Origin of the sequence: Sphingobium sp. LMC3-1-1.1 (assembly GCF_040676285.1) — a bacterium.
In the GTDB taxonomy this organism is placed as follows: domain Bacteria; phylum Pseudomonadota; class Alphaproteobacteria; order Sphingomonadales; family Sphingomonadaceae; genus Sphingobium.
Genome location: NZ_JBEGHQ010000067.1, coordinates 19,598 through 32,726, shown reverse-complemented (window position 1 = coordinate 32,726; position 13,129 = coordinate 19,598). Strand labels below are relative to the sequence as shown.

Below are 13,129 nucleotides of genomic sequence, written 5' to 3'. Positions count from 1 at the left end.
ATATATGATGTAATTCGTTCATCAGCTTTTCTGCTCGTGGAGAGCGGCGGACATGAAATCAGGAATATGAAAGAACTTGCCCAATGCCGACCTTGATCCTGCTTGCCCATGTACCGACGGACGCGGTCAACGAGGGTTTTCTCCCGGCAGCGCAACGCCTTGGCCTGAAGGTGATCCTGCTTACCGATCAGGCCGAAGCCCATCGCCGCCATTTCGAGGCTGCGGACCGGCCCGCCTGCCCCGACAGTATCGTCGAATGCGACGTTTTCAATCCCCTGGCGATCATCGACGAAATCAGCAGCCATGCCGAAAGGCCTGCGGCGATCTTCTCGAACAGCGACCATCTGCAAACCAGCACCGCGCTGGCGGCTGATTATTTCGGCCTGCCCGGCAAGGACTGGAAAACCACCTATCGGACCAAGAACAAGGCAGCGATGCGCAGCCATCTGCGGGATCAAGGCGTCGACACCCTGTGGCATGCCGTTGTCACTCATGAGAACGGCCTGGCGGAGCTTCCCGACGTGCCTTTCCCTTCCGTGGCGAAACCCCGCGAGGGGGTCGGCAGTCAGCTCGTCCGCTTCTGCGAAGACAAGAATGCCCTGATCGCGCATTGTCGGGAGGTCTGGCGCGTCGAGCCCGGTCGGGCTGTGTTGATCGAAGACTATATGGCTGGCGAACTCTATACCTTGGAGACCCTGGGCGACGGGAAAGACATCGCGATTCTGGGTGGTTTCCACGTGGCGCTCAGCCCGCCCCCCGACTTCGTCGAACTCGAAGGACGCTGGGGCAACTGGCTGACGGCGGACCAGAGGAATGCGGTACTATGCCAGATCCGGGCGGTCGGCGTTGGTTTCGGCTCGTGCCACACCGAATTCGTGCTGACGCCGCAGGGACCGCGCATCATCGAGATCAATTACCGAACCGTCGGCGACCATATGGAGTTCATGCTTGAGCATACGCTGGACATCGCATTGTTCGAGAAAATCCTTCGTCTTCACCTTGGCGAACCGCTCGGCACATTCCCGCTCGCGGACAGAGTGGCTGCAATCCGCTATTTTCCGACCGACAGTGCCGGAGAGATCATCTCCGCACCGGAAGGCTTCCTGCGGAAAGGCAACGATCTTTGGGTCGAATATCGCTCACTGCGCGCTCCCGGCGAGCGCATGGTGATAACCTGTTCCAACAAGGATTATTTGGGCGTGTTGAGTGCCAGCGCGCCGGATGCCAGGGCGCTGGCCACAGCCATGGCGCAGGCCAGCGCCGGATTGTCCTGGACAATTCAGCCCTAAGGCGAAATTTCGCTTCTGCGGCAGGCTCGTTGTGCAGGGTTCACAGCCCCATCGACACGTATGATCACGCGCTTTGCTGGAAGGCTGCTGGCCGCGGCCCTACGCGTCATTGAACGAGGCTTCGCTTCCCCGTCCCCAAAAATGCACCCGGCGTCACCAGTGCGCGACTGACGAACGGCTCACCATCCTGCGATATTGAGCCTGGCCAGCGGACGAGCTTGTCCGCCGCAGGAGGCTTGAATGACCCCGACAAAGCTTCTGATCGGACAGATAGTCGTTGTGCTTGCGATCATATCGCTGGGCATCTGGACCGCGACGCAATGGGCGGCGGCATCCCTTGCATACCAACCCGAACTCGGTCTTCCATGGTTCGCTCTGCTGGGCGTGGGGCTTCCGAGTGCGCCGTGGACCGGCACCTCGAATCCCTCCAGATGCTGGCCACCCCCGGTCATGCGATCAGCGCTCCGCCACCGAAGCTGAAGAAGCTGAGGAAAAAGCTGGAAGCGGCAAAGGCGATCGACAGGCCGAAGACGATCTGGATCAGCCGCCGGAAGCCCCCGGATGACTCCCCGAACCCGGCGACGCACGGCGGCATTATCCGGCAGCAGATTGTCGAAGACGGCGACCACCGGTTCGCCGGTGAATTGCGATTCGCGCAGGGGCAACGAAAGGGAGATTGGAAATGCGTGCTCCCAGGGAAGCCAGCTTTGGTCGTAGCGAAATTCGATGGCGCCGCTGGCCTGCTTGAGAAGGCGCCCAGCCAAACGGTTGTTGATGAATATGTTAAGCGGGGGGTGCGCTCTGCGCCGGCCCATCAGAAGATGTCCTCAATATCAGGCACCGATTTGCCGGACCTCTGATCGATGACCATCTCCAGGCCGAGAGCGGCAAACAACGCATAAATCGAGGATAACCGGGTGCCTTCTTGTCCGGTCTCGATCTTGGAGACCAGTTCCTGCCGCAGGCCTGCCAAGCGGGCCAGTTCCGTCTGGCTCATGCCTTTCTGCTTGCGCACACGCTGGATGGCGGCGCCAAGTTGCTTGGGCGATCGCGCAATATGAGCCATAAGCCAATCTCCTTGGCCAGCGCTATGTCTCAAATCACATAATTTCGCAATATGCTGTTTTGAGCATAAATTCTCTTTATGCCTTAATCTGCATAATATAATATTATGCGATTTTCCACATAGACTCTCGGCAGCGAAACCTGCGAAATATACTTGCAGGCTACCGGTGTCTGGGTTGGTCAGCCACTATGGTTGCGGCGACGGTAAGACACTTGCCGACCAAGTCAGGTCGTTCAACTGCGGCGCCGCAAACGTGCAGATCTGACGAAAGCCGCCGTTCGGCTGTCAGATTGCTCGGTAAGCGAACATGCTGGTCACATAAGGGAAGGCGACCTCCCGGCCTCCGCCCAGTTCCGGAGTTCCGTCAATCAAGTCCCGTACTTCCCGCTCGACCGCATGCCGTTCGATCGCGGGCAGACCGGCGATGAAGCTCACCGACATTGTGCGTTTGAGAACGACCTGTTCAGCCGAACCAATATGGTGGTTGCGCACGTGCCGATCACCGATGAACTCGAAGCCCGGAGCGGGGAACGCATTCCGCCAAGCGCCGGTGCGGTATCGCGGCGTATCGCCTTCACGGCGATCGGTGATCTGGGAGAGCGCAGCAACCCACGGAACGCTCTCGTCCCGCCCATTCCAGATGAGACCGAGCCTCCCGCCCGGCACCAGCACGCGACGCATCTCCGCGACCGCTTCGACGGTCGCAAACCAGTGAAATGCCTGCGCGCAGACGACTGCATCTACCGAGGCGTCCGGGAGGGGGATGGCGTCAGCCGACCCGGCCAAAGCTGTCACATCCGGAAAAGACTGGACTAGTTGCTCCCGCATCTCGGTGATCGGTTCAACCGCAATGATGGTCCCGCCCACTTCTTGCAGCGTCGGGATGAACTTGCCGGTTCCTGCTCCGATCTCGACGATCTTCCTGCCCGGAGCGGCGCCCAGGACGTCGCGCAACCACTCGATCGCTTCCGGCGGATATCCTGGCCGGCCGGCGACATAATCCCGGGCACCCGAATGGTAGCCTTGGGATTTCTCATGAACCGACATGGGGTATCGTCCCTCATCGTGAACCGCGGCCGACATCTGGAATAGCCCCTTCTGCACCCATGGAGCGAAGACGCGCAAGTCAGACTGACGTTACGCCGTGCCGGTGGCACGGGGCTACCCTCAACGCGCGCGGGAGAGCGCGACGGCGTCCGGACCCGCGGGGAAGTGGAGCTGGTTTCCGGTATCATGGATGGCGTTCCAGACGCCCTCAGCCACGTCACTTTCCTTGGTCGTCAGCGCGGGCTTTCCGAACGCCTCGATAATGGGGCCAGCGAAGTCGGCGTAGTCGGCGGGAATGAGCTGATCGAAAGGAATGATCGCATTGGCACCGAAATTCGTGGTCGGCGCGTAACCGGGTTCGACCAGTTTCGTGCGGATACCAAAATACGCGAGCTCATGTGCGAGCGATTCCGTGAACCCTTCGATCGCCTGCTTGCTGGCCGTGTAGGCAGCCGCCAAGGGGAACGCGCCAAGCGTGACGCTCGACGTGACGTTGACGATCGTGCCCGAACGACGCTCGCGCATTTGTGGTATGACCGCCTGGCACATGGCCATTACGCCGATCGTGTTGGTCTCGATGAGCTGCCGCACCAGCGACATCGGAGTCACCTCAAACGCCCCGACGGCGCCGACGCCGGCATTGTTAACGAGCACGTCGATCGGGCCAGCGACTTCGATCAACGCAGCGATACTTGTGTCGCTGGTGACGTCCAGCGGCGGCACGCGGAGCCGAGTGGTATCGCCACTGAAAGACGCATTGTCGGGGCGCCGCATCGTGGCGATAACGTTCCAGCCATGGGACAGGAAGTGCTCTGCGATGGCCTTGCCGTAGCCGGAAGAGGTGCCGGTGATGAGAATTGTCTTGGTCATAGCCTGTCTCCGCGTGGTGGATGACGATTTGATAGACGAGGCCAACCGGACGATATATAATCCGTAGTCCAATATTAGTTATGGATCGTCCAGATGGACCCATTGAGCGACGTCATTGCCCTGCTTCGCCCCGGTGCGGCCCTATCCAAGCCCATCTCGGGTAGAGGTCGGTGGGGCGTAGAGTATGCGGCGCATGACGCCCCTGGCTTCTCGATCATCCTTACTGGCGAAGTGTGGTTGACCCTGAATGGCCATGAACCACTGCAGCTAGGTCGGGGTGATTTTCTGCTGCTTCCGACGACGCCGGCCTTCTCTCTTAGCAGTGAGAAGGGGATGTCTTGCGCTCCGGTCGCACCGCGCAATGAAGCGGTGCGACATGGCGAACAAGAGGGCGAGCCAGACTTCGTTGCTCTGGGGGGCAGTTTCACGTTTGAACGCGTCAACGCGCCGCTGCTGCTCAGTTTGCTGCCCAAGCAAATCTACATTCCCGCGTCGCAGGGACGTGCGACCCGATTTGGTCGCTTGATTGAGTTGCTGGCCGAGGAGTGCGCAACAGACTATCCGGGGAAAGAGCTTATCATCCAGCGCATGCTGGAGGCACTCCTCGTAGAAGCGCTTCGCTGGCACAGCATTGAAGGCCAGGGAGTCACTGCAGGATTGCTTAATGGCATGAAGGATCCCTCCCTCACGCGTGCGATCCAGGCGATCCATTCTGACGTCCGTGCCAATTGGACAGTTGCCGGCCTCGCCAGCATCGCCGGCATGTCGCGGTCGGCATTCTCAGCCCGGTTTGGCGAAACGATCGGATGCGCGCCGATCGAATATCTGGCGCGCTGGAGAATGGCGCTCGCCAAAGATGCGTTGGCAAGCGGCGTCAAAACGCTCGATCGGATTGCTGCTGAGATCGGCTACGAGTCGGCCAGTGCATTCAGCACCGCCTTTCGCAAGCGCTTGGGATGCCCACCGGGCCAGTTTTCGCGAATGAGTGCATGATCACGAATTTCGCGATGTAGTGATTTGGCCTTGCCTGGCCCCCTCCGCTTGTGGCCCGAACCGACCACGTCCGGACGATCCCGAGCCCAACACCGAACGGCAGCTCAAAACGGAAGCCGTCATTCGCTTTTTTCCGAGCAGGCCAGCATCCTCGCGCTTCATCTCCGTCATTCTCCGCTGATGCGCGAAGACTCGAAAGCGGAATTCCGTGGTGGCCCACCGCCCAGCCGCCCTGAACGGCCTGACCGCAGTTGGCCCATGGTCTGATTGCGCAGACGCACAGTTCATACGCGGCATCTGGTCTATGAGAGTCGCCGGGATCGATGAAAATCGGCCCCGACAACCAATTTATCAGAAGGCCAAACGCAGGCCCGCGCGTGCGCTGCCGCGTCTGTCTGCGCTACCCGCTTCCCCGCTAACCGCACCGAACAGCGTCAGGCTTGCGCTTAGAGCGACGTCCGCTCCCAAAGTGGCGGTGGCCAAGACGGGCGCGCGCCGGGCGCCAGCTGCAGCAAGGCCGAAGTCTCCTCCGCCCATGGCAGCGATTGCGAACGGAGACCGGCCATCGACCTGGTAACGCACCCCGAGCGAAAGGTAAGGCCGTGTGGCGGCCTCCTTCATGCCGCCCTTGAACGTCAGGGCGCCATCGACAAATACGGCGCTGCCGCGATTGCGGGCCACTTGGAGCGCGTAGGGATTGCCACCCGTCTCTGTCACCGGATCTCGGCCTGTGCGAATGGCCGTTACCCCGATGCCTGGCTGTACGATCCAATTACCGTTGAGCGACATAGTGTAGCCGATGCTGAGGTCGCCGGTCCAGCCAGTCAGGTCATAGCCCCCCTTCGCCGAGCCACCAAGCACGCTGCGATGGGTCTCGGCGTTGCTGCCGTCGTAAGCCACCGTTGCCATGATGGCGAGGCTGCCACTGGTCCAGCGGCCATGGACACCCGCAACCACCGCATCGACCGAGGTCTTGGAGCCCAGCGACGACAGGGTCTGTTGGCTGTTAAGGTAACCGACGAAGCCGCCGATTGACCAGTCATTGCTTCCCCAGCCAATTCCGCCAAGGAAGCCGTAACCGCTGATCCGGGTCCGCGCTGTGCCTTGCAAACTGCTATCGAGCGTGCGGATGTTGCCTAGTGTGCTTGCGAACGTAAACGCTCCGGGCGTGTCGCGACGCGGCGCGAATGCAACGCTGCGCCCGACATCCGCCAGTTCCAGCCCCTGCTCCACCGTAACCTGACCGGCTGCCGCATAGGCCTCCGGCGTCAATTGCGCGAAGACGACTTGGTTTGAGGTGCTGGCGTTGGCGATCAATCCTGGAACCGCAGCCATGAACGCCGACGAGGCTTGGCCGCTGACCAAAAGGCCGTTGACGTAGTTGATGGAGCTTTGGACCTGCGGCGTAAAGGTCGGATCGTTTTCAAACTGACCCAGCAACAAAATGGTGCCGCCGGTTTGGGCGATGACGCCGAAAATCGAACCCGACCTGAGGATGTTCGTAAAGCTTCCGGTGATGCTGTCGGCGTCGATCAGATCCAGAGACTGGCCGGCGGTCACGATCCCGCTCGCCTCGATCTGAAGTGTAGCGCCCTGAGCGATCGACAGATTGCCATTGACGATCAGCTTGTCGAAGACAGTAGGCGTAATCTCGAAGATGGAGACTGAAGTACCGGCCAGTGCGACGTTGCCATTCACGGTCATCGTGCCGGGCGACGCGCCGGGGCTAAGCGTGCCTGCGACGGTTATGCTACCGGTGATAGTACCTGCCGAACCGAAGGTTGCCCCTTGCCCGACGGTGATTGTCGGCGCCGTGATCGTCGAGCCCGCAAGCCCGACTACTCGACCGCCGGTGAGCACTATGCTGCCAAGCGAGGCGTCACCGGTTATTTTGGCGAGCCCCGCGCTGATGCGCAGCGCCTCCACATCGGAAATCGCCGAGAAGGCAGCTTCGCCTCCGGTGATTTCCACGGTGTCGGCGCCTTCTCCGCCGTCGATGGAGCCGGCAAATGTGCCGCCGGCGAGGCGCAGGAGGTCGTCACCGCCACCGAAGGCAACGGAACCCATCGTGCCGCTGTTCTCAATCAGATCGTTGCCTTCGCCAAGCACCATTCCGCCCAGGATGGCCCCCGTGTTGCGAATGATGGCGGGAAGCGCCCCCGACACATGAATGGCCAGCGCGCCATCCCCGCTGGCCTCTATGCGGCCGGCGTTCTCGAGGGTGAACGAAGTGCCTTGCGTCTGGATCGCCGCGGCGCCGGCGCCGGTAGCGACGATCGTCCCCGTCTCGGCATTGGTGATCGTGCCATTTACGAGACCATATGTCGGGCTTTGCTGGCCGTATATTTGAGGAACGGCAAGGTCCAGACTCACCGCGATTGCGGCTTCACCATTCGCAGGCGCAATGGCACTGATCTCGCCGCTGTTGGAGAGTGACACGGTGCCGGGTATGCTGGCGTCATATGATCCAGCCACTAGCTGCAGGGCGGTACCGGCATCTCCATTAGTGATCGTACCACTGTTGGCGACGCTTACCGTGCCGGGCAGGCCGTCCTGCGAATTAGCCGCATAGGCTAGCAGGCCATCTTCGAACGTACCGGTATTGGCTATGTCGATGGCGTATGCATACAGAGTCGACGCTAGGCCTTCAGTCTGGCTTGCCGTCACAACACCGCTGTTTTCGAACGAGAGCGCACCACTGTTCCAGACCGCGACAGCGGGACCGGTAAAGTCGGCCGATCCGATTGTCCCGGTGTTGACAAGGCGCGTGACCGAACCGCTCACGTTACCCGCGATTGAGCTGTCGTTGATGAAGCCGCCCAGCGTCTCACCGAGGGTGGCAGCTTGTCCGGAGTAAGAAGGGCTGCCCAACACCACTTTGCCCAAGAACGCGATTTTGTTGACGACAGTGCCATCCCCCGCAGCATGGAAATTGGTGAGAGAGGCATCAAGCCCAGTCAGTGTCGCGACCGTATCCGCACCGAAGGCGGCGACTATCCCATCTTCGAAGCCGCTGCCCGGAGTTGCACCGACCGAAACAGTGCCACTGCTCATCAGCGCGATACCGTATGCGTCACGGCCTTCACCCGCGTCGATAGTGCCGCTCACCCCAGTGGCGTTTCCACTCTGGAGGAACACATCGTCGCCGTTGCCCAGCCTCAGGTTGCCCGTGAGGGTCCCACCGTTGGCGTAATAGGCGCTGCCGCTGCTATACCAATATCCGAGGTCCACATCGCCAATGATGGCGCCCGCGTTCGTCACGGCTCCGCCGTCCATGGTGATGGCCGTGCCGTTACCGCCGGTAATGGTACCTCCGGCGAGATTGGTGACTTGTCGGGCAAACGCGATCGCGGTGGACGCGGTGCTGGCGATCGTGCCGGAATTGACGACCACGGTGCCGTAACCACCCGAGATCGCGCTGCCTGCAGTTTGGATGGTGCCGCTGTTAGTCACACTGTAGGCATCATAGATTCCGTAGGAAGTACGTGTGCCCGTCTGCTCGATCGTGCCGGTGTTCACCACCGTGGCGACGCGATAAGCTCCATAGCTGCCGTCCAGTTCAATCCGCCCTTTGTTGATCAGGGTGTTAGCCCAGACAACGGCAGCGTTAAAGGAGTCACCGCCGTTGGTCGCGGTGTAAGCGGCCCTGATCGTGCCTTCATTCTGGATAGTGTCGGCCGATCCCGGGCTGACTACGCCAAAGGCGCCCGCGAAGTAATTGTCAATCGTGCCGGTCAGAGTGCCGCGGCTGATGATGGTCAGCGTGCCATCTTGTAAAGATCCCGGAACCAGGGCGGCCGCAGTGACTTCGATCGCTTCCTGGTTGGTGGTCGAGATGTCGGCGTTCAGGTCCACCGTGCCGCTGCCAGCGAGCACCAGCGGCAAGCTCTGGGCCATGTCTGCGGTGAGGGTCAGATGCGCGCCTTCAACTAGTTCATAGCCAGTAGTGGCGAACGGTCCCACCGCGCCGATTACGGCGCTCGCATCTCCGGAGACGCGGTAGCGCAGCAGGCCGTCCGTGGCGGTCACAGTTCCGTTGATGCCGGCGAACTGGCTCGTGCCGGTATTGACGAGATCGGTCACCAGCGTATCGCCCTTGCCCAGCGTCAGGTTACCGTTGAGGACACCGCCGGTGAGCGCGACATAGGTGTTGTGATTGCTGTAATAGGAGCTGTCGCGCGGAGAGACGAAGGTCACATCTCCGTTGATCGTTCCCGCATTGAAGACATAGGCATTGTACGTGCTGGTTGATCCGTAGGGATCGTGTCCGGTGATGGCCCAGGCCCCGCCTTTGATCACCCCGCCGGCAAGGTTGTTGAGCACGCCGTAGTTTCCAAGGCCCACTGCGGTGCCGTATTCGCTGGTGGAGATTGTGCCGCTATTGGTCAGAACATAGCCGGTGACGGCGCCGTAGGTCGCGCCCTCGATCGTGCCGCTGTTGACGGCCGGCGTATTGTCGGTGTTGCCGCTGAGATAGACGCCGATGCCTCCGGTCGATCGGATCATACCGCTGTTGTCCAGCGCGCCGTTGAACATCGAGAGCGCGGTATTGACGGCGGTGATGGTGCCGGAATTGACAACGTCGCCATATGTACTCACGCCGTTGCCGCTGGACGTGATCGTCCCGCTGTTGGTCAGCGTGCCATAGAAGCCCATGTCTACTGCGTAGTAACCTTGGGTCACTGTTGCATCAATGGAGCCGGTGTTGGTGAGGCTAGGATTTCCGGACACATGGTACGGCACGACGAAAGCCTGCCCCTGCGTCGTGATCGCCGCCGCGTTGACGACAGTGCCGGAGCCGCCCAACTCAATGGTACCGGGAGCCACGAAGCCCTGACCAAGCGTGAGCGTCGTATCGGCCGCAGGGGCAAGCCGCAGGTACTGAAAGCTGGTCGGCAATGCGATAGCGGTGGATACAGCCAGGTCCGCGTCGGGCGCGAGCACCAGGGAATTGGTGCCGTCGCCAGCATCGATCTTACCAGTTATCCCGGTCACCAGCGTCGCCGTGCCATCATAGAGGCCGTAAATGAGGTCGTTGCCGCTGCCCAGCGAGACGTCGCCTGCGATCGTTCCCTGGGTGGAATCGATGATGCTGTAGAAGTAAGTGCCGAAAGCAGGTTGTGTCACGATATCCCCGGTGACCGTGCCGCTGTTGGTGAGCGTCAGCGAGGTGGCGACGATCGCTTTGCTGCCCGCGGTGGAAATGGCCCCCCCGGCCAGATTGACGATCGAGATTCCCTGCCCCTGAATGGCTGCGCCGGTGCCAGTATTGGTGATCGTACCGCTGTTGGTCAGCGGGTTGAACACGGTGGACAGGTTCGCAATCGTCGCCGCGGAGGAGGTGGAGCGGATGGTGCCGGTGTTAGTCCAACCAGTAGGATAGGGGTGCGAATTGTAGGTGGTGGTCTGGTCGACCGCGCTGAGCGATCCTCCATCGATGATCCCGGCGTTGTTCAACTCCCCGATCGTGCCGACGATCGCGCCGATCGTGCCGCTCTGAGCGTTGTCGATGACCTCGAAAGCGCCGCGCGCAGGATCGGTTGCCAGCAGGGCGACACCGGAAGTCCCCGTAATGGTGCCGACATTCGTCACGCTAACGAGCGCGGGGGCATAATCGTTCCCGGACGAAGGCCCGGCGGTGATGCCCGTGGCTCCCGACACGGTAGCGCCCGCCTCAACTGTGACGTTCGCTGTTGTGCCATAGAAGTCGTAGCTATTCGCTGCCACCGGTCCGGACAGGACCGCGATGCCGCTCTGCGTGCCGCCGTCCACGCTGCCGCCCACGTTGATCGCGGCCGTGCGCGCCTCATAAGATCCAGGGACTTGCGCGATATCCACCGTTATCGCCGCACCGCCATCGCCAACGACGCTGGCCAAGGAAGCAACCTGCACCGTGCTGCCGCTGGTGGTTACGTGTAGGCCATCGGTATCTGTGCCTGTGCAATCCGTGGTGCTATCTGCCACCGTCGGGTCAGGGCTGCATTGCGCCCATGCCGGAGATGCCGATGCAACTGCTACTGTTGCAATGCTCGAACCGAGCGCAAAGAACCAGTGACGCGCGCGCGCCATCTGTCGGTCAGACATTGAAAAAATTCCCCCGCTTTTGAACACTGTGTATCCGCCAGATTTCAATCCTGTGGCACAAAGGGATAAGGTGTCCAGAAATTCCGGCGAGGTTACAAAATTTTTAATGCCACTGGGGTACCGGGAACATTCGCCTCAAGGCAGTCTCAAGAAATCAGAGGGTTAAACCGACAGTCGTTGATCTCGCGCGTCGCTGAGCATGGCTCTGGCCCGGGAAGATTGGCGGAAAGGCGATCGGCGGCTTCTTCGAATGTACCTGATCGACACGAACGGCAGTGACCTGCAAAACCACCTCTGAAACGCGATGGGCAGAAAACTGGCCAGCCTTGCTCGTTCAAGCGGGCAACGCCAATAATTTCGCGAATGCCCACTTCCTGCCAACAGCTGTCGTTCGCCATCGCCCGCCTGAAGGGCGGGAATGTCCCACAGTCAGCCTTAAGCCTCAATGCGGGCCAAGAACGCGCTGGCGGGCAGCGACCGCCAGCGCGTGGAGGTGTGTGGTCGGGATGCGCGTCGTGCCGCCGGGAAGCTGGGCCGGAGAATTTTGCCGCCGTCGCGCAGTTCGTCGAGATAGTCCGACCAGCGCTGCATCATCTGCACACGCTCGTCCCAATATTCGCCGCGGGCGTAGGCCCTTCGCACCTGGTTGGTATCGACGTGCGCGAGTTGCCGCTCGATCGCGTCGGGGTTCCATTCGCCCATCTCATTGAGAAGCGTGGCGGCCATTGCCCGGAAGCCATGCGCCGTCATCTCGTTCGTGGTGTAGCCGAGCCGACGCAGACCTTGGTTCACCGCATTCTCGGACATCGCCTTTCGCGGCTTACCCAGGCAGGGAAACAGATACTTCCACCAATGCGTGTGCTCGTGCAGTTCCTTCAACATCGCGATCACCTGCCGTGACAGTGGCACGCGGTGGGGGCGGCGCATCTTCATCCGTTCGGCAGGGATGAACCAGATGGCTTCATCGAAGTCGATGTCGGACCATTCTGCCTGCCTGAGCTCGCCAGGGCGCAGTAGAACGTGAGGAGACAGGCGCATGGCCATTACCGTCACCTTGTGCCCGGTATACTCGTCGATGGCCCGCAGTAGAGCGCCCACTTCGGACGGCTTGGTGATGGCGGCGAAGTGCTTGACCTTTGGCGCGGCGATTGCCCCGCGCAAATCGGCCGCGACATCCTCGTCGCATCGCACAGTTGCGACGCCGTAGCGAAAGACGCGGCTCAGGACGCTCCGCATGCGCCGAGCGCTTTCATAGGCACCGGTGGCTTCGACCTTGCGCAGGACGGCGAGTGCTTCATGGGGTGTGATTTGCGCGATGGGGGATGGTGCCGATCACTGGGTACGCCTTGGCGAGCAGCCAGCGGATTTTGTCGACGGTCACCGGCGCGAGGCCGTCCCGCTCGCATTTGACGAGCCATTCCTTGGCGACCGCTTCGAAGGTGTTGGCAGCGGCGTACTTGGCGGCGATCCTAGCGCGCTTTTTCTCAAGCGCTGGATCAATCCCCTCAGCAATCTTCTTCTTGGCTTCGTCGCGCCGGACACGCGCCTCCACGAGGCTGATGGTTGACCACCCACCGAGATGAAGCTTCTTCTGTTTGTCCAGAAAGCGGTCGTTGAAGCCCCATAGCTTCGAGCCGTTGGGCTGGATGATGAGATAGAGGCCTTGGGAATCGGAAAGGTTCCAAGCCTTCGCTCTCGGCTTGGCGGCATTGATCTGGATGTAGGTCAGCATGGTCGTTATCCCAGCAAGGCCGGGTCGATCCGAGGGCAACAAAAACGG

6 protein-coding genes and 3 pseudogenes are annotated in these 13,129 nt (G+C 61.0%); 2 read left to right on the top strand and 7 right to left on the bottom strand.

Annotated elements, in window-relative coordinates; all coding sequences use genetic code 11:
* Nucleotides 1-83: 83 nt before the first annotated feature.
* A complete protein-coding gene (locus tag MRBLMC3_RS20135) occupies nucleotides 84-1,289 on the top strand; it encodes an ATP-grasp domain-containing protein (RefSeq protein WP_363831766.1) in 1,206 nt (401 codons plus the stop codon).
* A 448-nt stretch (nucleotides 1,290-1,737) separates the two neighbouring features.
* On the opposite strand, the pseudogene MRBLMC3_RS20130 reads toward MRBLMC3_RS20135, so the two are convergent.
* The 5 genes and pseudogenes from MRBLMC3_RS20130 to MRBLMC3_RS20110 all read right to left on the bottom strand — a co-directional run.
* Nucleotides 1,738-1,863 (bottom strand): annotated as a pseudogene (locus MRBLMC3_RS20130) (conjugal transfer protein TrbC); the annotation flags it as partial.
* A gap of 55 nt (nucleotides 1,864-1,918) precedes the next feature.
* Nucleotides 1,919-2,104, bottom strand: a pseudogene (locus MRBLMC3_RS20125) (HipA N-terminal domain-containing protein); the annotation flags it as partial.
* The gene (locus MRBLMC3_RS20120; protein ID WP_363737475.1) at nucleotides 2,104-2,355 is read right to left on the bottom strand and encodes a helix-turn-helix domain-containing protein; all 252 of its coding nucleotides are present in this window, start codon (nucleotides 2,353-2,355) and stop codon (nucleotides 2,104-2,106) included. The gene MRBLMC3_RS20120 and the pseudogene MRBLMC3_RS20125, both read right to left, overlap by 1 nt.
* A gap of 285 nt (nucleotides 2,356-2,640) precedes the next feature.
* Complete coding sequence (locus MRBLMC3_RS20115) at nucleotides 2,641-3,309, bottom strand: class I SAM-dependent methyltransferase (protein WP_363831763.1); 669 nt, start codon at nucleotides 3,307-3,309, stop codon at nucleotides 2,641-2,643.
* Between the two features lie 213 nt (nucleotides 3,310-3,522).
* Complete coding sequence (locus MRBLMC3_RS20110) at nucleotides 3,523-4,272, bottom strand: SDR family oxidoreductase (RefSeq protein ID WP_363831760.1); 750 nt, start codon at nucleotides 4,270-4,272, stop codon at nucleotides 3,523-3,525.
* A 93-nt stretch (nucleotides 4,273-4,365) separates the two neighbouring features.
* Between MRBLMC3_RS20110 and MRBLMC3_RS20105 the strand changes: the two genes are divergently transcribed.
* Nucleotides 4,366-5,265 carry an AraC family transcriptional regulator gene (locus MRBLMC3_RS20105; RefSeq protein WP_363831757.1) on the top strand — a complete coding sequence of 300 codons (900 nt, stop codon included), beginning with the start codon at nucleotides 4,366-4,368 and terminating at the stop codon, nucleotides 5,263-5,265.
* Between the two features lie 351 nt (nucleotides 5,266-5,616).
* Here MRBLMC3_RS20105 and MRBLMC3_RS20100 read toward each other — a convergent pair whose 3' ends face one another.
* Both MRBLMC3_RS20100 and MRBLMC3_RS20095 read right to left on the bottom strand, forming a co-directional pair.
* Complete coding sequence (locus tag MRBLMC3_RS20100; RefSeq protein ID WP_363831754.1) at nucleotides 5,617-11,349, bottom strand: hypothetical protein; 5,733 nt, start codon at nucleotides 11,347-11,349, stop codon at nucleotides 5,617-5,619.
* A 435-nt stretch (nucleotides 11,350-11,784) separates the two neighbouring features.
* Nucleotides 11,785-13,081 (bottom strand): annotated as a pseudogene (locus MRBLMC3_RS20095) (tyrosine-type recombinase/integrase).
* Nucleotides 13,082-13,129: the final 48 nt, after the last annotated feature.